Origin of the sequence: Microbacterium sp. ZW T2_14, from assembly GCF_044987405.1 — a bacterium.
Lineage (GTDB): Bacteria > Actinomycetota > Actinomycetes > Actinomycetales > Microbacteriaceae > Microbacterium.
This window is the reverse complement of the sequence record NZ_JBJDRK010000022.1, coordinates 31,056-53,955: the sequence shown is the minus strand read 5'-3', so window position 1 is coordinate 53,955 and position 22,900 is coordinate 31,056. Positions and strand designations below refer to the sequence as shown.

21 protein-coding genes are annotated in these 22,900 nt (G+C 70.2%); 6 read left to right on the top strand and 15 right to left on the bottom strand.

Annotation, left to right across the window (positions count from 1 at the left end; translation table 11 throughout):
* Window positions 1-42: 42 nt before the first annotated feature.
* The 9 genes from ACI3KY_RS09410 to ACI3KY_RS09370 all read right to left on the bottom strand — a co-directional run bounded on the left by ACI3KY_RS09410 (window position 43) and on the right by ACI3KY_RS09370 (window position 11,348).
* Window positions 43-1,089: a LacI family DNA-binding transcriptional regulator gene (locus tag ACI3KY_RS09410; protein WP_404929913.1), complete on the bottom strand. Its 1,047-nt coding sequence runs from the start codon at window positions 1,087-1,089 to the stop codon at window positions 43-45.
* A 141-nt stretch (window positions 1,090-1,230) separates the two neighbouring features.
* Window positions 1,231-3,435 (bottom strand): alpha/beta hydrolase-fold protein, encoded by a 2,205-nt coding sequence (locus tag ACI3KY_RS09405; RefSeq protein WP_404929912.1) that lies wholly within the window; start codon window positions 3,433-3,435, stop codon window positions 1,231-1,233.
* A gap of 170 nt (window positions 3,436-3,605) precedes the next feature.
* On the bottom strand, window positions 3,606-4,403 hold the full coding sequence (locus ACI3KY_RS09400; RefSeq protein WP_404929911.1) for an amidohydrolase family protein: 798 nt from the start codon (window positions 4,401-4,403) through the stop codon (window positions 3,606-3,608).
* Complete coding sequence (locus tag ACI3KY_RS09395) at window positions 4,400-5,341, bottom strand: aldo/keto reductase (RefSeq protein WP_404929910.1); 942 nt, start codon at window positions 5,339-5,341, stop codon at window positions 4,400-4,402. Before ACI3KY_RS09395 ends, ACI3KY_RS09400 begins: the two co-directional genes overlap by 4 nt.
* A complete protein-coding gene (locus tag ACI3KY_RS09390) occupies window positions 5,311-6,102 on the bottom strand; it encodes a ribonuclease activity regulator RraA (protein ID WP_404929909.1) in 792 nt (263 codons plus the stop codon). Before ACI3KY_RS09390 ends, ACI3KY_RS09395 begins: the two co-directional genes overlap by 31 nt.
* Window positions 6,095-8,056 (bottom strand): hypothetical protein, encoded by a 1,962-nt coding sequence (locus ACI3KY_RS09385; protein ID WP_404929908.1) that lies wholly within the window; start codon window positions 8,054-8,056, stop codon window positions 6,095-6,097. The genes ACI3KY_RS09390 and ACI3KY_RS09385 overlap by 8 nt, the downstream gene beginning before the upstream one ends.
* Before the next feature lie 2 nt (window positions 8,057-8,058).
* Window positions 8,059-9,021, bottom strand: coding sequence for a carbohydrate ABC transporter permease (locus ACI3KY_RS09380; RefSeq protein ID WP_404929907.1), 963 nt, complete (start codon window positions 9,019-9,021; stop codon window positions 8,059-8,061).
* A complete protein-coding gene (locus ACI3KY_RS09375; protein WP_404929906.1) occupies window positions 9,018-9,968 on the bottom strand; it encodes a carbohydrate ABC transporter permease in 951 nt (316 codons plus the stop codon). The genes ACI3KY_RS09380 and ACI3KY_RS09375 overlap by 4 nt, the downstream gene beginning before the upstream one ends.
* Before the next feature lie 114 nt (window positions 9,969-10,082).
* Window positions 10,083-11,348, bottom strand: coding sequence for an ABC transporter substrate-binding protein (locus ACI3KY_RS09370; protein ID WP_404929905.1), 1,266 nt, complete (start codon window positions 11,346-11,348; stop codon window positions 10,083-10,085).
* Between the two features lie 196 nt (window positions 11,349-11,544).
* Here ACI3KY_RS09370 and ACI3KY_RS09365 point away from each other — a divergent pair, with 196 nt between their 5' ends.
* The 6 genes from ACI3KY_RS09365 (at window position 11,545) to ACI3KY_RS09340 (ending at window position 17,575) form a co-directional block, all read left to right on the top strand.
* Window positions 11,545-12,768, top strand: a complete 1,224-nt coding sequence (locus ACI3KY_RS09365) for a hypothetical protein (protein ID WP_404929904.1) — start codon at window positions 11,545-11,547, stop codon at window positions 12,766-12,768.
* A 332-nt stretch (window positions 12,769-13,100) separates the two neighbouring features.
* On the top strand, window positions 13,101-13,589 hold the full coding sequence (locus tag ACI3KY_RS09360; RefSeq protein WP_404929903.1) for an FBP domain-containing protein: 489 nt from the start codon (window positions 13,101-13,103) through the stop codon (window positions 13,587-13,589).
* Between the two features lie 243 nt (window positions 13,590-13,832).
* A complete protein-coding gene (locus ACI3KY_RS09355) occupies window positions 13,833-14,774 on the top strand; it encodes an ABC transporter ATP-binding protein (RefSeq protein WP_404929902.1) in 942 nt (313 codons plus the stop codon).
* Complete coding sequence (locus ACI3KY_RS09350) at window positions 14,771-15,604, top strand: ABC transporter permease (protein WP_404929901.1); 834 nt, start codon at window positions 14,771-14,773, stop codon at window positions 15,602-15,604. The genes ACI3KY_RS09355 and ACI3KY_RS09350 overlap by 4 nt, the downstream gene beginning before the upstream one ends.
* A 181-nt stretch (window positions 15,605-15,785) precedes the next feature.
* Entirely contained in the window at window positions 15,786-16,973 is a 1,188-nt protein-coding gene (locus ACI3KY_RS09345; protein ID WP_404929900.1) for a sensor histidine kinase, read from the top strand.
* Window positions 16,970-17,575 (top strand): response regulator, encoded by a 606-nt coding sequence (locus tag ACI3KY_RS09340; RefSeq protein ID WP_404929899.1) that lies wholly within the window; start codon window positions 16,970-16,972, stop codon window positions 17,573-17,575. The genes ACI3KY_RS09345 and ACI3KY_RS09340 overlap by 4 nt, the downstream gene beginning before the upstream one ends.
* Here ACI3KY_RS09340 and ACI3KY_RS09335 read toward each other — a convergent pair.
* The 6 genes from ACI3KY_RS09335 to ACI3KY_RS09310 form a co-directional block, all read right to left on the bottom strand.
* The gene (locus ACI3KY_RS09335; RefSeq protein ID WP_404929898.1) at window positions 17,572-17,964 is read right to left on the bottom strand and encodes a DUF779 domain-containing protein; all 393 of its coding nucleotides are present in this window, start codon (window positions 17,962-17,964) and stop codon (window positions 17,572-17,574) included. The two genes, ACI3KY_RS09340 and ACI3KY_RS09335, sit on opposite strands and share 4 nt — an antisense overlap.
* Window positions 17,965-18,154: 190 nt before the next feature.
* Window positions 18,155-19,705 carry an aldehyde dehydrogenase family protein gene (locus tag ACI3KY_RS09330; RefSeq protein ID WP_404929897.1) on the bottom strand — a complete coding sequence of 517 codons (1,551 nt, stop codon included), beginning with the start codon at window positions 19,703-19,705 and terminating at the stop codon, window positions 18,155-18,157.
* A gap of 135 nt (window positions 19,706-19,840) precedes the next feature.
* Window positions 19,841-20,077, bottom strand: a complete 237-nt coding sequence (locus ACI3KY_RS09325; protein ID WP_404929896.1) for a hypothetical protein — start codon at window positions 20,075-20,077, stop codon at window positions 19,841-19,843.
* A 117-nt stretch (window positions 20,078-20,194) separates the two neighbouring features.
* Window positions 20,195-21,568, bottom strand: a complete 1,374-nt coding sequence (locus tag ACI3KY_RS09320) for a transcriptional regulator (protein WP_404929895.1) — start codon at window positions 21,566-21,568, stop codon at window positions 20,195-20,197.
* A 104-nt stretch (window positions 21,569-21,672) separates the two neighbouring features.
* Window positions 21,673-22,047: a group 1 truncated hemoglobin gene (locus ACI3KY_RS09315; RefSeq protein WP_404929894.1), complete on the bottom strand. Its 375-nt coding sequence runs from the start codon at window positions 22,045-22,047 to the stop codon at window positions 21,673-21,675.
* 51 nt (window positions 22,048-22,098) lie between these two features.
* Complete coding sequence (locus ACI3KY_RS09310; RefSeq protein WP_404929893.1) at window positions 22,099-22,896, bottom strand: DivIVA domain-containing protein; 798 nt, start codon at window positions 22,894-22,896, stop codon at window positions 22,099-22,101.
* Window positions 22,897-22,900: the final 4 nt, after the last annotated feature.

Below are 22,900 nucleotides of genomic sequence, written 5' to 3'. Positions count from 1 at the left end.
AGAGGCACGCCGGGTCACCGAATGCGCGGCAAGGCCCGGACGTCAGCTCCGCGTCGACTGCCGTTCGACCAGACGGAAGTCGACGACGACCTTGCGCGGAGGGGGCTGTTCCTCCTTCGGGACGCCGTCGAGACGTAGGCGGATGCGCTCCTCGAGGAGCGCGACAGCGGCGGCGGCGACGGCCTCGCGGCCGAGGTCGATCGTCGTCAAGGGAGGGCTGGAATAGCTGGTCTCTTCGATGTTGTCGAAGCCGATGAGCTGCACGTCGTCGGGCACCCGCAAGCCGCGGTCGGTCAGCGTCGAGAGCGCGCCGAGTGCGAGGGTGTCGGTGAAGGCGACGACGGCGTCGGGCTTCACGCCTCGGTCGAGGATCTCGGCCATGGTCGCGGCACCTGTTGCGTGGAAGTAGTCGGGCACCCCGATGATCGCGCGGGGATCGACCTCGAGCCCGTGCTCCTCGAGCGCTTGCAGGAAGCCCTGCATGCGCAGCGTGCCGCTGCTCGTCGACTGGTCCTCCTTCGCGCCGAGGGGCACGATGGTGCGCGCTCCGCGCGCGATCATGTGCTCGGCAGCAGCCCTCGCCCCGTCGACGTTGTGCATCGTCACGTGGTCCACGCCGACGTCGAAGACACGCTCGCCGAGCAGCACCATCGGGAAGTCGACGTCGAAGAGCGCGGCATCCTGCTGTCCCAACGCCAACGGCGAGTAGATGACACCGTCGACCATCGAGCGATAGCTGCCGTTCACGACTCTCAGTTCGCGATCCCGCTCGTCGTTCGTCTGCTGGATGAAGACGGTCAGGCCGACCGTGGCGGCCTCGCGCATGATGGTGTCGGCGAGCTCCGCGAAATAGACGCCCCGCAGGGCGGGAAGCGCGAGGGCGATGACGCCGGTGCGCCCGCGGCTGAGGTTCCGCGCCGAGACGTTGACGTGGTAGTGCAGCTCGCGGATCGCGTTCCGCACGCGCTCGTCGGTCTCCGGCCGGATGTACGGGTAGCCGTTCAGCACGTTCGAGACCGTCTTGATCGACACGCCGGCGAGCTCCGCGACATCGCGGATCGTCGCGGACCCGCTCGCCTTGCGTGCCACGGCTCTACCGCCTCCCGTCGGGTCAGTGGTCAGCGTATTACAGCGCCGCCTCGCCTCCGCTTGACCGACCGAGGCAGGCCGGAGCGCGGACAGCCGAGTGCGGGGGCCGACGATGGTCGGCCCCCGCACCTGTCGAATCGGCTAGAAGAGCCGCGGCAGGAAGTCGATGAGACCCTGCCACCACACGTCGAAGCCGTGCGGTCCGGGGACCACCGTCTTCACGACCGGGATCCCGTTGGCGCTCATCGACGACTCGATGCCGTTGATCGCGTTGACCGCGCCCGTGTCGACGTCGCCGGCGAACAGCGTGACCGACTTCGTCGTCGCGATGGCCGTCTGGCCTCCGGGCGTCGAGGGATCGAGCGTCGCGGCGGTGAACGGCGGCGAGAACATCCCGAAGTAGCCGAACTGACCCGGGTGGTTCACCAGCGTGCCGTGGGTGAGGAACCCGCCCCACGACAGACCCGCCATCGCGCGCTTCGCCGGGTCATCCGACACGTTGTACTGCGACTTCACCAGCGGCATCACGTTGCCCGACAGCTCGTTCCAGATGTCGAAGGGCGCACCCGAGTACCCCGGCATCACCACGACCATGGGCTTGATCCTGCCCTGCGCGTAGAGGTTGTCGAGGATCTGGCTCGCCCGGCCGATCTCGGTCCAGGCCGCGTAGTTCTGCCCGAAGCCGTGATACAGGTACAGGACGGGATAGGGCTCGGCGCGGTCCGGGTCGTAGTCGACCGGCGTCCAGACCTTGAGCTTCGAGGCGCCGAAGGCACCGCTGTAGCTGAGCGTCGCGAGCTCTCCGGTCTCGTCGGCTGCGGCATCCGCCAGCAGTGGCGTGCGCACGCCACCCGGGACGAACAGCTGGCTCTCGACGTTCACGACATTCGTCGTGTCCTGAGGATCGTGGAACCCGACGCCGTTCACCTCGTAGCGCCAGTAGTAGTAGCCGTCGATCGGTCCGATCGTCGCCCGCCAGCGGTCGCCCTCCTTGGTGAGCGGGATGCGGAACCACTGCCCGTTCGGAGCCCAGTCGCCCCACAGCACGACGTCCTTCGCGTCGGCCCACTGGGTGCCGGTCTCGAAGGTGACCATGCCGTTCTCGTCGATGCTCGGGGTCGTGATGCTCCCCGCAGCGGGTGCGGTGTAGGGCTCGGTGAGCGGTCGGTGACCCTCGCTGAGGCCGTGGTCCTTGACGCTCGGCTGGAAGGCACGCGAGGCGAAGTCGCGCAGGTTCTCACGCCAGGTGTCCCAGACGCCACCGGTCTCGGGGTGCACGCCGTCGAACTCGAGCCGCACGCCCGCCTGCTGAAGGGCGGTCATGGCCTCGTAGGTGCCGTTGTAGTTCGGGTCGAGCGTGTTGCCGACGTAGAAGCGCAGCAGATCGGTCTTGGCATTGATCTTGCGAGCCAGGTCGACCGTGACCGCCGTGCTGTCCGACAGGTAGCCGGAGAACGAGCCGACGGAGCCGAACACACCGGGCTCGTCGGCCGCCACTTCGAGAGCCTGCGATGCGCCGCGCCCGATGCCGGCGATCGCGGTCTGCTTCACCTTGCTCGAAACGTTGTACGCGGACGTGACGGCGGGAACGATCCCGTCGAGGAGCTCCGCCTCCGGGTCGGCGTCACCGGCGTCGGCCATCACGACGACCATCGACGAGAGGTCGCCGCTCACCGCGAGGTTGTCGAGGATCTGGCGGGCGCGGCCGAGCTCGAGCCACTCCCGGAAGGACTGGCCCTGGTCGGAGAGCAGGTAGAGCACGGGAAGCGCCTTGGCTGCCTTGGTGGTGTAGCCCGGCGGGGTCCACACAGCCACCGACTGCTCCGACTGGGTCACCGGCGACGGGTACGTGAGTTCGTCGACAGAGCCGCCGCCCGCCGCGACGTCGTCCATCCACGCGACCTCGTCGCCGGGGATGAAGAGGGTGTTCCAGTCGGGGTGCGATGTGACCTCGACAGGCGTGTCGGCGTTGCGGAAGGCGACCCGCGATCGGTCGGCCATGGTGGCGACGTACTGGTAGTAGTACAGGCCGGGCTCGAGCGGGCCGATGTTGGCGGAACAGTTCGAGCCGCTCGCGTCGAGCCCCATGCGCGACCACGTGTTCGACGGCCCGAAATTGCCCTCGATCTCAGCGCCGGCACCCGTCGAGTTGCCGCAGGCATTCGACGGCACGCTCGACTTGGGAACGGTGAAGCGGTGGTAGATCCCCGACTGCGACTCCCACGGATCAGGAGCGGCTGAGGCGGGGGCCGCCGTCAGGGCGACGAGCGACGCAGCGAGAACGAGTCCCGTCGCTGCCCGAGCTCGTAGGCCACGCGGCCACCGAACCCCGGTTTCATTCTTCATTGAACAGCCTTTCTTCGAAGGATGCAGCGGCAACCGCGCCCCTGCTGCTCGGCGCACGCGCTCCCCGGCGATCAGCCGTCTGCGGCCGAGCGGGCGAAGTAGTACACCGGTGTAGTACGAGTGAAGCTACACCGGTGTACTACAACGTTGCAATAGCGCGGCAGTTCCGATCACAGTCGGTAGACCTGCACGGATGCCGCTGCCCAGAGGTCGTCGGATCGCCCCTGCCATGCGCGCTCGACGCGATCGACCAGACGCTCGTACGAATCGACGCGGGCGGACATCGGCCAGTCGCTGCCGAACATCAGCCGGTGCTCGCCGAACGCGTCGGATGCCGTCGCGGCGAGCGCGGCCAGACGCTCGTGGTCGTCCGGCGCCGTCGTGAGGCCCGAGAACTTGGCCGCCGTGTTCGCCTCGGCGGCATACCGCCGCAGCGACTCCTCCCACTCCCTCGTCGGTGCGCCGGCGCCCAGCCCGAGATGGCAGAGCACGAACGTCGTATGCGGATGCCGGCCAGCCAACTGCGCCACGGCCTCGAGCTGGGCAGGCCGCACGAGCAACTCGACGACGCGCCCCGAGGCGCCCGCGCCCTCGCACAACACGTCCAGTCCGGGAACGTCCGACAGGTCGGCCGCGCCACCCGGGGTCGCGACCCGGATGCCGCGCACCCGGTCGTTCAGCACGTCGGACGCGAGCCCGGCCCAGCCGTCGAACCCCGGTGCGTACTGCAGCACCACCGCCCGCACCACAGGATCCGCGGCCGCGACCTCGAGCAGCCACTGCATCTCGGCCAGCGTGTCGCCGGCCTGTACAGCGACGGCGGCCGTGACGGGACGCGCGGCGCCGGCCGCGGCATCCCGGAACGCCGCAGGCGACGCCACACGCGGCAGGCCCATGTCGTCGCGGAACCACGACAGCGAGGACCGCGACGGGTCCCAGAGGTGGATGTGCGCGTCGACGATGCTCATGCGCGATCGAGCTGGGCCCATAACTCGTCGGGGATCGACGCGTGCTCGGCAGCTGCGAAGTCGTACACCTCGGCCGGCGTGCGAGCACCCACGACGACCGCCTCGACGCCGGGGAGGCGCAGTGGGTAGCGCGAGGCCGCATGCCGCAGGTCGATCCCGTGGGCATCGCACAGCGCCGACAGCTCCCGCGCACGAGCGCGCAGCGACGGCGACGCTTCGCGGTAGTCGAAGTAGGGCGTGCCGACCGGGTCGGCGAGGATGCCCGAGTTGAACACCCCGGCCGCCACCACCCCCACCCCGCGCTCAACAGCCGCGGGCAGCAGCTCGGGCTCGGCGCGGTGGTCCAGCAAGGTGGTGCGCCCGGCGATCATCACGACGTCGATGTCGGCCTCCCGAACGAACCGGGTCAGCGGGTCGGGCCACACCATTCCGACGCCGATCGCCCGCACGACGCCCTGCTGGCGCAGCGACAGCAGCTCCGGCATCACGTGCGCGAGCGCCTCGTCGACATCCATCGGGTCATGCAGGTACAGCAGGTCGACGCGGTCGGTGCGCAGGCGCTTCAAGCTGCCCTCAAGACTGCGCAGCACGCCGTCGCGGGACAGGTCGGCCACCGTATCGGCGCCGACGCCGCCCGGCGGCACAGCTTCGCCCCCGGCATCCACGATCTTCCGGCCCACCTTCGTGGCGATGACGACCGAGTCACGCGGGAAGCCGTCGAGTGCACGACCCAGCCGGGCCTCGCTCGCGCCCGCGCCGTAGTGGGGGGCGGTGTCGAAGAAGCGGGTGCCGGCGGCCAGCGCCGCAGCGACTGTCGCGTCGGCGTCGGCATCGGCGACCGCGTGGAACAGGTTGCCGATCGGCGCACAGCCCAGCCCGAAGGTCTCGGAGGCGCCGGGCGTCGGCGTCAGCGGGCGAAGGCCTGCGCGGAACGCCACAGCTCGTACTCCTCACGCGAGTCGGGTGTCAGCGGGTAGTAGTCGCTGAGGCGCGCGCCCTCATCGAGGCGCCGGCGGCTGAAGGCCTCCCAGTCCTCGTGGTCGGCCGCCGACTCGAGCACCGACCCTGCCATCGCCTGGGGCACGATGACCGGGCCGTCGCCGTCGGCGATCACGACGTCACCGGGCATGCACAGGGCACCCCCGACCGCGACCGGCACATCGTACGCCCACGGGAAAAGCTCGGTCTGCGACGCGTAGTGCGGCGTCGTGCCCGTCGACCAGACCGGCAGGCCCAGTTCCCGGATGCGGTCGGAATCGCGGATGCGCCCGTCGACCACGATGCCCACGCCGCCCTTCTTCACGAAGTAGCGCGCGAGGATGTCGCCGATGCAGCCCGAGTACCTGCTGCCGAACGCCTGGATCACCAGGACGTCGCCGGGCTTCACCTCTTCCAGCACGTGCCACAGCGCTGTATGCCGCTCGACGTATTCTTGACCGTGGCCCGACGCGAGATCCTCGCGCTGGGGCATGAACTGCAGCGTGATCGCCGATCCCACCACCCGCTGCCCCTCCGCCAGCGGGCGGGGCCCCTCGACGAACGACCGGGTGATTCCCATTCCATGCAGTTTGGCGCATGCGGTCGCTGACGAGACCCGCTCGAGGTCGCGCAGAGTCTCCGGATCGGGGCGGCGGTAGGCGCCGCCGCGCACCGGCAACTCGAACGCCGGTCGCGGGAACGGTGCAGCGGGATCAGACATGGGGCACTCCTTCGGCGGGTACAGACAAGGGAAGAGTGGATGCCGCGCGCCGGTGCCGCGGCGCGACGCCGGAGTGCACCGTGTGCAGGATCAGGTCGGCGCGGTGCGCAGGCGGCAGCACGATCAGGACCACGTCGTCGTCGGTCGCCGGACGGCGCGTCACCGTCGCCGGCGCGCCCGGGCTGGACGCGTACGCGGTGCTGCGGCCGGGGTACGCGCCGCCGGTCTCGGTCTGCACCGTGACCGAGCCGATGCGGCGCTCGCCGAACCGCGAGGCCCGCACCGCCACGCGTCGAGCGCGGGTGGTCGACGTGTTGACCAGAGCGACGTCGATGTCGTCGCCGTCGAGGCGCGACACGAGGGCCGCGACATCGGGCGGCAGCCCCGGGCGCCCGGCGTCCGGATCCTCGTACACGACCGCGGCGAAAGGCAGGCCGCCGTTGTAGAGCACCTGCGGCGTGCCCGAGACCAGCTGGCTCAGCACCTCGGTCACGACGGGGTTCACGCGCTGCCAGAAATGCAGGTGCGCGGCATCCGGGTCCGTCGCCGCGCCCTGCATGAGCGCGACGCGACGCGCGACCTGCCCCAGCGCCATCTCGAGCGCCCGCGCGGGGTAGTCGGGCAGGTCGCCGTCGAGGAATGCGAGCCACGGCGCCTCATGCCCGGCCTCGGCCTTGTCGCGGAACGGCTTGACCGGCTCGGCCATCGCCGGCAGACCCGCGACGGCGCGACGCACCCGCGCCAGGTCGTCGGCGCGGCGCGACCACCACCACACCCACAGCGGCAGCTCGAGCGGCATCGGGCCGTAGTCGAACCAGCCGTGCCGCCCGAAGCGGTGGGGCACCAGCAAGGCGGGTGTGGCGGCATCCGCTCCCCATCGCCCAAGCCAGCCGCCTCGCAGACTGAAAGGCGTCTCGGCGATCGGGGCGACGATGGCGTTGTCGAGGACCGTGTCGAGCAGGGCACGGGCCGGATCGAGGGCCTCGTCATCACCGGTGAGGAAGGACTCGTTGATGCCGGCGATGACCGCGGCCATGCCGATCGACGGGAGCCCGTGCGGCCAGGTCCAGCCGTAGTGACCGCCGAACCAGCGGCCATCGTGCAGGCCGCCGACGGTGCCGTCGGGCGCGACGTTGTCGGGAAGCAGTCCGCCGTTCGCGGCGGCGCGGGCGCGCCAGCCGTCGACGTACCTGCGCAACCAGGCGGCCGATGCCTCGTCGCCGTCGTACAGCCAGCGGTTCGCGACGAGGCTCGTCGCGGCGAGGTTCACCGCCACGTCGCCCGCCGCCGCGCGGTGCATCGCCTCGCCCATGGCCGCGGCGAGCGCCGGATCGGCCAGGTCGTCCCACTCGTCGACATCCCGGACGAATTGCAGCGGCAGGCCGTACGGCCGCATCTCCCGACGCTCGGACGAGTACGGCTCGGGCTGATCGCTCAATCCGGGGCGGGGGCCGAGCGCACCGTTGTGGGGCGCGGTGATGATGTTGCGGATGCTGTCGTAGTTGCCGTGCGCATCGTCGGTGTACAGCTCGGCGAACCGGCGCGCACGCTCCGCGACCACCGGGTCGGCCGGGTCGGCGGCGCACAGGGCGTAGAAGAAGATGAGCGACTCGCCCTGGTGGAACCAGTCGTAGCCGTTCTCGTACTCACCGGTGACCATGCCGGCCTCGGCGAGTTGCGCCGTCACGCCCGCCCAATGGTGCTTGGCCGCCGCGAGCACGTCGTCGCTGCCGCCGAGCAGGTAGAACGCCGGCCAGTTGAAGAACGGCTCGTACAGGTCGTCGACGCCGTCGCGGTCCTCGAAGACCGCGTCGAACCGCAGGCCGCCGTCGGGCCGCGTGAAGGACTCGGAGAAGAGACGCCAAGCGTCTTCGATCTCGTCGAACAGGCGGCGTTGCAGCACGGCCCATGCCGGGATCGACGACAGCGGTCGGGCGGGGATGGATTCCGGCATGCTCAGCCCTTCGTCGCCCCGGCGACGAGGCCGCCGATGATGTGCCGCTGCATGATGATGAAGAACGCGACGGCGGGCGCGATCGCGAGCAGCAGCGTCGGGAACAGCACGGTGTAGTCGGTGGAGAACTCGCCGACCGCCGCATAGACGCCGGTGGTCACCGTGTAGATGCCCGAGCCAGGACCGAGGATGATCTGCGGGCTCACGAAGTCGTTCCAGACGCCGATGGAGTTGAGCACGACGATGGTCGCGACCACCGGCCGCATGATCGGGAAGATGCACGACCAGAACGCGCGGATCCGTCCCGCCCCGTCGAGGGCCGCCGCTTCGTCGATGTCGCGGGGAACGGTGCGCAGGTACGCGGCGAACAGGAAGATCGTCACCGGCAGCGTCGCGGCCGCCTCGAAGAGGAGGAATCCCGGGATCGTGTTGATGAGGCCCAGCACGCGCAGCACGAACACGACCGGGATCAGCGTGACCTGACCGGGGATGAACAGCCCCGACACGAACACCACCAGCAGCACCACGTGCCACTTCGTCCGTCCACGCGCGATGACGTAGGCGACCGGCGCCGACAGCGCGATGCAGAAGACGTTCACCAGCACGACGAACAGGAGCGTGATGCCGTAGGCCCCGACCACGTTGAACTTCTCGCTCGTGATCGCGTTCCAGAGGTACTCGAACGTGAACATGTCGGGGGAGATCGCGAGCGGATGCAGGATGATGTCGGCCTGCGGCTTGAACGCGCTGATCACCAGGATGTACAGCGGCACCAGCATCACCAGTGCGAGGGCCCCCAGCAGCACCCATTTCACGATCGTGGCAGCGAGCGGCGTGCGGGCGGCGGCGGGCCCGCTGCGGCGGCGGGGACCGCGGCCGAACCTGCGCCGGGGCAGTTCGTCGGGGTCTGTCAGGAACACCTCGGCGGCGATGTTCGGGCCGGTCGTCTCGGTCGAGATCGTCATGATTCGCTCGCCTTCCGATCGGCGCCGCGGCGCGCGAAGGTCACCGCGAGCCCGATCGCCGCGGTCACGATGAGGAGCACGACCGACTGGGCCGCGCCGAACCCGAGTCGCGCCTGCGCGAACGAGTCCTTGAGGATCTGGTAGACGATCGTCTGCGTGGACGCCGCCGGCCCGCCGTCGGTGAGGGCGAGCACGATGTCGTACGCCTTGAGCAGGCCCACCAGCGTCAGCACGAGGTTCACCGTGAGCACGGGCGCGATGAGCGGCAGCGTCACGTTGCGGAACTGCTGCCACCGCGATGCCCCGTCGACCGTCGCCGCCTCGTAGTACTCGGTGGGCACCGACTTGATGCCGGCGAGGTACAGGATCATGTTGAAGCCGAAGTGCGACCACACGATCGTGAGGATCACGCTGGCCTTCGCGAAGGTCATGTCGGTGAGGAACGGCAGCGGCGCCACCCCGAACTGGGCGAGCAGCGAATTGACGGCGCCCTGCGGTGCGAGCATCGCCGACCACAGGAATCCGATGATCAGCGCGCTGATGATGTACGGGTAGAAGAAGACCGTGCGCAGCACCGTGTTGCCGCGGCTGTTGCCGGCGATGAGGGATGCCACGGCCAGGCCGATCCCGTTGCACAGCACCGTGCCCACCACGGCGATGATCGCCGTGAACACCGCCGCATCGATGGTGCGCGGGTTCTTGAACGCATCGGCGTAGTTCTCGAACCCGATGAAGTCGAAGTGGAGGCTGTAGCCGTTCCAGTCGGTGAAGCTCAGCACGATCGCCAGCAGCATCGGCACGATGAACATCGCGATGAAGACGATGAGCGCCGGCCCGCTCATGATCACGCCGGCCGCGCGGTCCTGCCATGACGCGCGCCGGCGGCGGGCGGGCGCCTCCGTTCGCGCTCTCGCGGTGCCGGCCAGCCGGGCCACGGTGTCGGCCATCTCAGTCTGCTTTCCCGCCCGTCAGGTGGTGGTCGCCATCGGGGTGTCGTGTCGTCGTCGATACGGGGGACGATGGCCTCCGCGCCGGCGCAGTGCCGGCGCGGAAGCCCTCTGTCAGTCGATGCTGGCGGTGAACCAGGCGTCCATGGCCCCGTTGACGTCGTCGGCCGGAGTGCCGCCGAGCAGGGCCTGCGTCTGGGTGTTGAGCTCGCCGGAGTAGCCGTCGGGCAGCTTCCGCTCGCCATAGCCGCCGCCGGTCGGCGTGTAGGCCGATGCCGGAGTGTCGGCCACGATCGCCAGCAGCTCTGTGCCGAGATCGGTCATGTCGTACTCATAGCCGTCGCGGTAGTTGCCGTCGACCTCGAGCTGGCTCAGCACCGCGTCCTTGTCGGTGGTGAGGAACTCCAACAGCTCGGCCGCGGCATCCTGATGCTTCGACTCCTTCATGATCACGTACGGACTCGCGATGTTCGCGCCCATGGCGGGATCGTCCACCCCGTCGACGGCCGGCCCTCGGAAGACGCCGGTCGGCGCCGGGTTCTCGGCCTTCGCCTCGGTGCCGACGAACCAGCTGCCCATCGGGTAGAGAGCGGTGTTTCCGGCGAGGAAGTTCTGCTCGGCGTCGGGGTACTTGACGCCCAGCGCGTCGGCGTTGGTGTAGCCCTTCGCGATCCAGTCGGCGTAGAGGTCGGTGTAGTCGCCGTAGCTCTTCGAGAACGTGGTCTTGCCGGAGTTCATGTCGGCGTACCAGTCGGGGTTCTCGCCGACCACGGACGGCAGCGCGAGGGTCTGCAGCGCGTGGCTCGACATCCAGTCGCCACCCGTCTGGATGCCGGTCCAGCCGGCGTCCTTGAGCCGGGCGAGATCGTCGCTGAGCTCGTCGACGGTGGTCGGCGGCTCGGTGATCCCCGCCGCTTCGAAGGCGTCCTTGTTGTAGAACCACAGGCTCTGCAGCTGCACGCCGACGCCCGCCATGTAGTACTTGCCGTCGATCGAGTACTGGTCGGCGAGCGGCCCGCCGGAGGCCCAGTCGTACTCCGACAGGTCGACGAGCTCTTCGGCGAGGTCGGGGGTGGGCGCGAGCGACTGCACGATGTCGGGCGCCTGGCCGGCGGCGAGCAGGCGCGGCACCGCGGCGCTCACGCCTTCGGCGCCGGGATTGTCGATCACGACGTCGATGTCGGGGTTCGCCTCTTCGAAGGGCGCGACGAGCTCGTTCCACCAGTCCTCGGTGAGGTTGGGCGTCACGTTCACCAGCACGCGCAACTCGACGTTCTCGTCGGAACCCTCACCCCCGCTCGGAGTGGAGGAGCAGCCGGCAAGGAGCGTCACGGCGGCCGCTCCGGCGCCGATAGCTGTGAGGGTACGTCTGCTGATCATCGTCGATCCTCTCGTGGCACATCATCGGGACGAGACGACCCTACACTAATCGATAATCGGTTATCAACGATCCGACGCGAGTTCTGTCAGGACTCTACGCCGGGCCAGCTAGGGACGTCGGACGGCGGCGAGCAGGGGACGGATGCCGCACCCAGACGATCCCGACACCCCGGGACGTGCCGGGTAGCGTGGTCGAGTGAGCGTTCCCTCTGTCGCATCCGGCGCCTCGTCCCTGCCGTTCGACGCGCGTCCCCTCGTGGAGAACGTCCCGCCGGGGGCAGCCCGGGCCTTCGTGCAGGAGCTGCGCCGCACCGGTCGCCTGAAGAGCTCGCCCTTCAGCGGCGTGCTGATCTTCGTGGGCGTCGCGGTCGTCGTGCTGGTCGTGTTCGGCTCGATCGCGGTGACGATGATCTCCACGGCGGTGAGCGCGATCGGCGCCGAGGGCGGAGGCGGGATGGCACTCCTCTTCGCGTTCGCCCCGATCCTCGTGATCGGCATCATCGCGGCCGTGGGCATCGCGCTGTCCGTCCGGGGCGCCCGCACGGGCAGCGACCGCATGTACCGCCTCGACGGGTTCGCGCGCGCCAACGCGATGCAGTACGTGCCACGCTTCGACAACCCCGGGCTGCCGGGCATGATCTTCTCGCTCGGCAACTCGCGGCACTCGACCGACATCGTGCGGGGCGACCGCCCGCGCTTCGTCGAGTTCGCGAACTACCGGTACACGACCGGTTCGGGCAAGAACCAGCAGACCCACCACTGGGGCTATGTCGCGGTGAAGCTCGACACCCCGCTGCCGCACATCGTGCTGGATGCGACCAGCAACAACGGCCTCTTCGGGTCGAACCTGCCGCTCGCCTTCGACAAGGACCAGCGGCTCAGCCTCGAGGGCGACTTCGACCGGTACTTCTCGCTCTACTGCCCGGCCGACTACGAGCGCGACGCGCTCTACCTCTTCACGCCCGACATCATGGCGCGCTTCATCGACAACGCCGCCGCCCTCGACGTCGAGATCGTCGACGACTGGCTGTTCCTCTATGCCAAGCGCGATTTCTCGACCCTCGACCCGCAGACGTGGGCCTGGCTGTTCTCGGTGGTCGGGGCGCTCCTCGACAAGTTCGCGCAGTGGGCGCGGTGGCGTGACGAGCGGCTCGCCGCCGACAGGATGATTCCGGATGCCGCGGCCCCGGGCGCTGCCGCACTCGCCGCGGGCGCCGGTCTGGCCGCCGCGCCGGCGGGCGGCGGGGCAGCAGCGAGCGTCCCCTTCACACCGCCGCGGGATGCGCTCCGCCCACCGCCCGGCGTCGCCGCCCAGGGACGCCGCCTGCAGCGCGGGGTGCCGTGGGTGCCGATCGTCGTCGGTGGCGTGCTGGTCCTGTTCTGGATCGTCGTGCAGGTGGGCGGCGCGCTCCTGCGCTGAGCGGGTCTGGGCCCGCCGGCGCCGCGCGGATCATGTGCTCTCGTCGAGTGCACACGTCGCGCGCACGCACAGCGTGTGGTCTCGGCGAGAGCACGTGATACCGACGTCTGCCCAGGCGCACGAGCGTATGCTGTCGGGCGTGCATTCGACGATCACGACGCCCCACGGGCGTGAGGGGGTACTCGGCGCTGTTCGCGCCGAGCGGAGGTAGCCGCACGCGTCGCCCGGTCTTCGACCAGGAGCGACGCCGCCGACTCTCCGTGGACCATCGGTCCGCGGCATCCGCTCTCCGTCGCATCGCGACGAACCCTCTGTGAACAAGGAATCGAATCATGCACGCCTACACCCAGAAGGACATCCGCGCGTCCTTCGTCAACGCCTCCCTGCGCGAACGCAATGCCCTCGTCGTCCCCGACCTCGCCGGCGTGAACTGGCAGGATCTGGACTACTTCGGCTGGCGCGACCCGAAGCAGCCGCTCGCCGGCTTCATCGTGGTGCCGGTCGACGACGAGCCCGTCGGCATTCTGCTGCGCCAGACCGAGCAGCGCACTCGCACCCGTGCGCAGTGCTCGTGGTGCGAGGACGTCACCCTACCGAACGACGTCGTGCTGTTCGGCGCGAAGCGTGCCGGCAAGGCCGGCCGCAACGGCGACACCGTCGGCACTCTGCTGTGCGAGAACTTCGAGTGCTCGGCCAACGCGCGCCGGCCCATGCCCCCCGCGTATCTCGGTTTCGACGTCGCTGCCGCCCGACGGCGCCGGATGGAGGCGCTGCGCGCGCACGCCGAGGGCTTCGCACGCGACATCCGCGACAGCGCCTGACGCGCCCGGCTCCGGCCGCGCCCTGGGCCACTCCGGGTTTGGGGCGCACCGCGTCCGTTTGGGGCGTACGCCGTGCGCCCCAAACGTGAGCCATGCGCCCCAAACCCGGAAAAAGGATGCCGTCGGCCTGGGCGGGACGGACGGGCGGCGGGCGCCCCGAACCCGGCACCCATGACGGATGTCACGGGCACGTCGTGACGCGCGTGTGAGGGGGTCGGTGCCCGGCCTCGCGACCATGGAGACATGGACATCACACAGACCACGACGGCGACGCGGGCCACGTCGACCGCCGCCCCGCTCTGGGCCGTCGACGCGACCGAGCTGCACAAGGGCTTCGGCGCCGTCACCGCCGTCGACGGCGTCACACTCCGGGTGCGGCCCGGCGAGATCGTCGCATTCCTCGGCCCGAACGGCGCCGGCAAGACGACCACGATCGACATGCTGCTCGGGCTCTCGAACCCCGACTCCGGATCGGTGCAGGTGTTCGGCGAGTCGCCGCGCGCAGCCATCGCCCACGGCCTGGTGAGCGCGGTGCTGCAGACCGGCGGGCTGCTGAAGGACATCACCGTCCGCGAGACGCTCGGCCTCACCGCGAGCCTGTTCGCCGACACCCGCCCGGTCGCCGAGGTGATGCAGCGCGCCGGCATCACCGAGATCGGCGACCGCCGGGTCGGGCTGTGCTCGGGCGGCCAGCAGCAGCGCCTGCGGTTCGCGATGGCGCTCCTCTCGGACCCCGGCCTGCTGATCCTCGACGAGCCGACCACCGGCATGGACGTCGAGGGACGCCGCTCGTTCTGGAGCGCCATCCGGGCCGACGCCGCCCGTGGCCGCACCGTGCTGTTCGCGACCCACTACCTCGACGAGGCCGACGAGTACGCCGACCGCATCGTGCTGATGAGCCGGGGCCGCATCGTGGCCGACGGCACGACGGCCGAGATCAAGAACCTCGTCTCGGGCCGAATCGTGCACGCCACATTGCCCGGCGCCGACCCGGTCTCGATCGCCGCTCTCCCGGGCGTCGAAGACGTCGAGACCAAGGGCGACCGCGTCGCCATCCACACCAAGGACTCCGACGCCGTCGCCCGCCATCTGCTCACCCGCACCGCGGCTCGCGACGTCGAGATCACCGCCCAGAACCTCGAGAGCGTCTTCCTCGCCCTCACCTCCGAAGGGGACAAGTCATGACCACCGCCACCTCAGCCGCCGGCGCCCAGACCGCCGATCGCGTGCAGCTCGAGCGCCGCGTACCGCCCTTCGGCGGGTTCAACCTGACGTACCTGGTCATCGAGTTGAAGCGCAAGCTGCGCAACCGCCGCACGCTCATCTTCACCGTCGCCTTCCCGGTCGTGATGTTCGTCATCATCGGTCTGCCGATGCGTGATCAGCAGCTCACCGCCACCCCCCTCTCGCAGGGCGGGCCGTCGGTCGCCGCGTACATCATGGTGTCGATGGCGATGTACGGCGCCATGATGTCGGCCACGCAGACCGGCGCGGCCGTCGCCGTGGAGAGGGCGCAGGGCTGGAGTCGCCAGCTGCGGCTCACGCCGCTCAACCCGCTCGTGAACGTGCTGATCAAGATGATCGCCGGAATGCTCTTCGGTCTGCTCGCGATCGTCGCGACGTACCTGGCCGGTGCCATCAGCGGCATCGACCTCACACCGGTGCAGTGGATCGCGACCGGACTGGCCGCCTGGCTGCTCGCCGGCGCCGTGTTCACGACGCTCGGGCTCATGGTCGGCTACATGGTTCCCGGCGAGAACGCCGCACAGATCACGAGCCTCGCGATCGTGCTGCTCTCATTCCTCGGCGGCCTCTTCTACCCGATCAGCACGATGCCCGACTTCATGCAGGTCATCGCCCGGTTCACGCCGGTGTACGGCATCAGCGAGATCGCGCGCGAGCCGCTCACGGGCGACCCGTTCGCTCCGCTGGCGCTCATCAACGCGATCGTGTGGCTCGGCATCTTCGTCGCCGGCACCGTGTTCTTCTTCCGCCGCGACACGAAGCGCGTGTGAGGACAGGAAGCGGATGCCGGCGGCCCTGGCCGCCGGCATCCGTCAGCGCTCCCGTGCGCCGAAGCAGGGGATTTTCGGCCAGACCGAGGGCGACGTCACCGGTCTCGACGGGAATCCCCTGGCTCGACGCGGAGCGCGACAGCGGAGAAGGGCGTTCTAGGGTGAGAGACGAGGTGAGGCAGTGAGCGACCGTTCCGACAGGCAGGGGTGGGGGCCGCTGTGGATCATGCGACCCGGCGGCAGTCGCCCGGTCGACGGATACACGGTGCCCTCGGTACTCTGGTCGATGCCCGCGCTGCGGTGGTACATGGGCGGCGGCGTGTCGCTGCTGTGGATGTTCAGCGCCGGCACCGAGATCGTGGGGGCCGCCGAGTCGACGGCGTCAGCTGCGATCGGCATCGCCGTGCTGTGCGGCTACGCGGTCGCCTTCCTCGTCGCGACGCCGATCAGCTGGACGATCCCGCTCCGGTGGCGAGCGGTGCCGATCCTGGCGGTGTTCGCCCTGTCGTTCGCGATGTGGCCCTGGCTCGGCTGGGGGATCGGCTCGCTGTGGACCTACGTCGGCGTGCTGATCGCGACGGCCCTGCTGCCCTGGCGCGTGACGTGGATGTCGATCTTCAGCCTCGCCGCGCTCGCGCTGCTGTTCGACGTGATCGACGTGGGCTGGAACGCCGACGTGCTGTGGGTGCCGGCGATCATCGCCTCGATCTCCCTGATGATGGCCGCGTTCATGCGGTCGATCGATTCGCTCGCCCGCATGCGGATGGCCCAGCGTGAGGTGGAACGTCTCGCCGCCGAGCGCGAGCGTGGCCGCGTCGCGCGTGACGTGCACGACATCCTCGGGCACTCGCTCACCGTCATCACCGTCAAGACCGAGCTCGCCGGGCGGCTCGTCGACGTCGATCCCGCGCGCGCCAAGGTCGAACTGGCCGAGGTCGAGGCGCTCGCCCGCGGGGCACTGGCCGACGTGCGCGCCACCGTCGCGGGTTTTCGAGGCGTGAGCATCAGCGGCGAACTCGCCGCTGCCCGCGTCGCCCTCGCGGCCGTCGACATCGAGCTCGATGCGCCGGCGACCACCGATGCCGTCGCGCCCGAGCATCGGGAGCTCGCCGGCTGGGTCGTGCGCGAGGGAGTGACCAACGTCGTGCGGCACGCGAAGGCGCACCGCTGCCGCATCCGGCTCGAGCCACGCCGCATCGTCGTGGAGGACGACGGCGTCGGGCCTCTCGTCCCGGCCGCGCAGGGCGAGGGCGGCGCGGGCGGCGGCACCGGTCTCGCCGGTCTTCGCGAGCGAGTGGATGCCGCGGGCGGACGTGTCTCGGTCGGCCGCAGCGATCTCGGCGGCTTCCGCCTGGAGGTGGCGCTGTGATCCGCCTGCTCATCGCCGACGACCAGGCGCTGGTGCGCGGAGCGCTCTCGGCCCTGCTCGGGCTGGAGCCCGACATCGAGGTCGTCGCCGAGGTCGGCCGCGGTGACGAGGTCGTGGCGGCCGCCCAGGCCGCAGCAGCCGACGTCGCCCTGCTCGACATCGAGATGCCGGGGATGGACGGCATCGCCGCGGCGGCCGCGCTGCACGCCGCCTTCCCGGCCTGCCGGGTGCTGATCGTGACGACCTTCGGGCGGCCCGGGTACCTCGCCCGCGCCATGCGGTCCGGCGCGTCGGGCTTCGTCGTCAAGGACACACCGGCCGCCCAGCTCGCCGACGCCGTCCGCCGCGTCGCGGAGGGCTTGCGGGTCGTCGACCCGGCTCTTGCGGCCGACTCGCTCGCCCAGGGCGCGTCGCCGCTCACCGAGCGCGAGACCGACGTGCTGGCCGCGGCCCGCACCGGCGGCTCGAACGCCGACATCGCCCGCATGCTGCACCTGTCGGAGGGCACCGTGCGCAACCACCTGTCGAGCGCCATCGGCAAGACGGAGGGCCGCAACCGCGCCGACGCCGCCCGCATCGCGGAAGAGAACGGCTGGCTCTAGCCGCGCAGGCCGAAGTGCTCCAGTTCGGCGTCGTCGAGCATCCGCGAGCGGATGATGAAGCGGCTGCCGGTCGGGCCTTCCACGCTGAACCCGGCGCCGCGGCCGGGAACGACGTCGATCGTGAGGTGCGTGTACTTCCAGTACTCGAACTGCGCCGCCGAGATGAACACCTCCAGCGGGTCGCCCAGACCCACGTCCAACTCGCCGAGCCGCACATCCGACGGCCCCGTGACGAACATCCCCACCGGAAAGCACATCGGTGCGCTGCCGTCGCAGCAGCCGCCGGACTGGTGGAACATCAGCGGGCCGTGCTCGGCCGTGAGCCGGCGGAGAAGGGATGCCGCGGCATCCGTCACCGCCACCCGCGAGTGTGCGCGTATCCGGGTCATGGCGATCGCCTCGCCTCTCTCTGTCCGTGTCCCGATCTCGATCGCTTCGAAGGGCGCTGCCGGCCGAGTCCGGGACGTCACGGGCGGGAAGGGGGACATGGATGCCGAGGGTGAGCGGCCGGCGACCGGCTCCCCCGGGGAAGGCCGCCGCGCCGGACCCCTCCGGGACGCGACGGCCTGATCGGCCGGCTTAGAAGAAGCCCATCGCGCCGTCGGCGTAGGACACGAGCAGGTTCTTCGTCTGCTGGTAGTGGTCGAGCATCTTGAGGTGGTTCTCGCGGCCGATGCCCGACTGCTTGTACCCGCCGAACGCCGCGTGCGCGGGGTACTGGTGGTAGGTGTTCGTCCAGACGCGACCCGCCTCGATGGCGCGCCCGGCGCGGTAGGCGGTGTCGCCCGAGCGGCTCCAGACACCCGCGCCGAGCCCGTACAGCGTGTCGTTGGCGATCGAGATGGCGTCGTCGAAGTCGTCGAACGAGGTCACCGAGACGACCGGGCCGAAGATCTCCTCCTGGAAGATGCGCATGTCGTTCGAGCCCTCGAACACCGTCGGGGCGACGTAGTAGCCGCCCGACAGGTCGCCGCCCAGGTCGACGCGCTCTCCCCCGGCGAGGAGCTTGGCGCCACCCGCCTTGCCGATCTCGATGTACGACAGGATCTTCTCGAGCTGGTCGTTCGAGGCCTGCGCGCCGATCATGGTCGCGGGGTCCAGCGGATTGCCCTGCACGATCTTCGCCACGCGGTCGAGCCCGTCGCCGAGGAAGCCGTCGTAGATCGAGCGCTGGATGAGCGCTCGCGACGGGCACGTGCAGACCTCGCCCTGGTTGAGCGCGAAGAGCGTGAAGCCCTCGAGGGCCTTGTCGTAGTAGGCGTCGCCGGTGTCGCGGGCGACGTCCTCGAAGAACACGTTCGCACTCTTCCCCCCGAGCTCCAGAGTCACCGGGATGAGGTTCTGCGAGGCGTACTGCATGATGAGCCGGCCTGTGGTCGTCTCGCCCGTGAACGCCACCTTGCGGATGCGCTTGTGCTGCGCCAGCGGCGCGCCCGCCTCGATGCCGAACCCGTTGACGATGTTGACGACGCCCGCGGGCAGCAGGTCGCCGATGAGCTCGAAGAGGAACAGGATCGACGCCGGCGTCTGCTCGGCCGGCTTCAGTACCACGCAGTTGCCGGCGGCCAGCGCGGGGGCGAGCTTCCACGTGGCCATGAGGATCGGGAAGTTCCACGGGATGATCTGCCCGACCACGCCGAGCGGCTCGTGGAAGTGGTACGCCACGGTGTCTTCGTCGATCTGGCTGAGCGAGCCCTCCTGGCCACGCAGCACGCCGGCGAAGTACCGGAAGTGATCGACGGCGAGCGGGATGTCGGCCGCCAGCGTCTCGCGGACGGGCTTGCCGTTCTCCCAGGTCTCGGCGACGGCGATCTTCTCGAGGTTCTGCTCGATGCGGTCGGCGATCCTGTTGAGGATGACGGAGCGTTCGGCCGGGGTGGTGCGCTTCCAGGACTCGAACGCCTTCCACGCGACATCCACCGCGCGGTCGATGTCTTCGGCCGTGCCGCGACCCACCTCGGTGAAGGGCTTGCCGGTGACGGGGCTGATGTTCTCGAAATACTGGCCCTTGATCGGCTCGACGAACTCGCCGCCGATGTAGTGGCCGTAGCGGGGGCGGTAGTCGGCGATCGAGCCGCGCTGCCCGGGGGCGGCGTAGATGCTCGAGACGCCCTCTTCGACGATGGTCATGATGGTCTCCTTCGACGCATTGTGCGACGGTGCTCGTCGCGATGCGTAGAAGCTACGACGCAGGAGGTTGCAGAACGTTGCGCCCGACAGGAGACGCCCGCCGCGCCCACGAGAGCACGGCGGGCGTTCCCACGGTCAGCCGCAGCCGTGGGCCGCCGCCAGGCCGCTGTCGACGAAGTTCATCGCTCCGCTGACGCTGCCCTCGACATGGCCGCTGGCACGGGCCGCCGACACGAGCTGGCCGTAGCTCGCGCCGCAACCGTCCTTGATCTCCTTGCCGTAGCCCTCCGCCGATGCCATCGCCGGCGCGGACAGCGCAGCGGCGGTGGCGAGAGCGGCGGCACAGACCGTCATCAGGATCTTCTTGCGCATTTCTTTCCCTCCCCCGACAGCACCTCTGCGTGCTGTCACCGGCAGGCTACGCCCATGTTGCTAGTTTAGCTAGCGATTTTCGATCTCTCGTCTTCGGAGACGTGACCTCCCGGTCGATCAGCCATCGCGTTCGAGCTTCTCGATCCGCGCCACGAGACCGGCTCGACGGGGCGACCGTGCCGGCAGCAGCGAGAGGCACAGCCTCAGCAGTTCGACATCGTCGGCTCCGGCATCCGTCTCGGCGAACGCGAGCAGGACATCGACGGATGCCTCGGCCATGAGCGCCTCACGCAGCGCGACGCGGACGGTGTCGCGGAACTCCTGGACCCCGGGCGCGTCCGAGTCCGGCAGCACATCGCCCCGGTAGGCGGCGAGGGCGACGCGATGCGCGCCACGGTCGAGGAGCGACAGCACCTGCTGTGCGTCGGTCTCGATCTCGACGCCGAGACGGTAGGGCCGCGACTCCGGCACGAGGGCAGGCGCGGATGCCGCGAGCGCACGGCGCAGGCGCACCATCTCGGCGCGGAGGGTGACGGATGTCGCACCCGCCCCGCGCGCACCGTCGCCCGGCTCCCCGTACACGAGTTCCGCCAATCGCTCGGCCGACAGCCCCTGGCGGTGCACGGCGAGCATGAGCAGCAGCTCGGCGTGGCGGGGACCGAGCTCGAACAGCGTCTCGACCCCCGCGCCCGCCACCTCGATCAGCGCGCGGTCCCGTCCCAGCACCCGGAGCGTCGCCCGGGTGGGTTCGACGCGCCGCGTGGGCGGACGGCGGCGCGTGGCGCCGTGGGGAAGAGCCTGCCCCTCGACGGCGCGGGCGCGGAGCCGCGCGACAAGCAGTTCTCCCTCGATCGCCCGGGCGGTGGCATCCACCAGCAGCTGCGCCTGCGGCGTCACGGCCTCGAGGCCGCCCGTGACATCGATGACGCCCAGGATGCGACGGGTCTCGGGATCATGCACGGGGGCGGCGCTGCACGACCACGGCTGGACGAGCCGATTGAAGTGCTCGGCGCCGGCGATCTGCACCGACCGGTCGAGCGCGATCGCGGTGCCCGGTGCGGAAGTGCCCACGGCGTCTTCCGACCAGTTGGCGCCTTCGACGAAGCCCATGTCGCCCGTGAGGCGCCGCACGTTGCGGTCGCCCTCGATCCAGAGCAGCCGACCCGCCGCGTCGCCCACCGCGACGACGACGCCGGATTCGGAGGCTTCACCGGGCAGCAGCAGCCCTCGCACCATGTCGATCACGCCCGCGAGCGGGTGCGCGCGGCGATATGCCTCGAGCTCTTCGGCGGTGAGGTCGAGGGGTGGCAGCCCTTCGGCGCCGACGAGGCTGTCGAGCGAACGGCGCCAGGACTCGCGGACGAGGGTCCGGACATCGCTGAGGCGCTGGTCGGCGGCGTTGCCCGACACCAGCTCTTCGTGCGCGCGCTCGATCAGCAGACGGGATGTCTCGGGCGACACCTCACGGCGCTGCGACCAGGGTGATGACACGGCGGCTCCGATCGACGTCGGTGGAGCGTGCGTCCAGTGTAGGACCGCCGCGGGCCGCGGCATCCGTCCCTCGGCACAATCGTCGTCGGTGGACCCCCGGTCGTTCAGCCCGCGGTGGTGACCTCGGGGCGCAGCGGCATCAGCGCACCGGCGACCTGACCGATCGTCTCCTCATCGACGCCCGCCTCGGCGAGCGCGGCGGCGGCGTGGCCGATCACGCGGTCGAAGTCGGCGTCGGTGATGCCGCGCCCGGCGTGGGCGGCCTTCATGTCGAGGCCCTTGTAGCCGTTCGGGCCACCGGCGGCGGCGGCGAGGAAGAGGGCCATGTGCCGCTTCTGATCGACCATGCGCGTGCCGGCGAAGTACGGCGCGAGCGTCTCATCGCCCAGGATGCGCCGGTACATGTTGTCGACGACGGCGGCGATGCCGTCGCCCTCGCCCAGGCGCTGGTACAGGGTGGCTTCGGTGGTGTCGGTCATGCGGGTGCTCCGATCGAGAGGGGTTCGGGAGGGCTGTATCGGGGGAAAGGGTCAGCGTCCGGCGTTGCCCCGTCGCCACGGGCGATCGTTCGAGGGCTGATCGTCGGTCGCGGACTGCTCCTGCGTGGCCGGGACGGCGGGTGCCGGCGGGATGGGCGGCTGCGCGGGCACCGGCGAGGCGGAAGGCTGCGCCGAGGACGGCGCGGGGGCCTGCGGCGGTGTCTGCGCGGGGGTCGCGCCCAGTCGCCCGAGCTCGCGTTCGATCGACTCGAGCAGCGAGTGCACCTGAGCGGTGGCCATGCGGGCGAACTGACGGGCGCGCACGACGTCGTCCGGCGATGCCGGTCCGGCGGCGGCGAGATCGTCGGTGGCGAACGCGAACGACGGCGATCTGTCGGCCCAGGGCTCTGCCGGCCGGCCGCCGGGCGCGGGTGCCGCGACCTGCGCCGGCTGCGCAGCGGCGGCCTCAGCGATCGCTCCGGGGTGAGCCGCAGCCTGCTTCTCGATCGAGTGGGCGACGTGCTGCGCGCGCTCGATGATCTCGCGGTACTGCTTGCGCGCCGTCTCGATGAGGTCCTTGGCGTAGGACTCCGCCTCAGCCACGGCGTCGTCGGCGATGCGCTGGGCACTGCTGAGGAGCAGCACCGCGCGACTCGAGATCTCGCCCTCTTCGGTGGTCACGCCGCTGGCGGTCAGCGCCTCATTGTCGCGCCAGGAGACCTCGAGGGCGTCGGCGGCGGCTGCGAGCAGCGCCTGGACCTCGGCGCGGGCGTAGCCGTGGCGCTCCTCCGCGAAGGACACTCCGCGGAGCAGCTCCGGTGTGATGGATACGGATTCGGTCGCGGTCATTTCG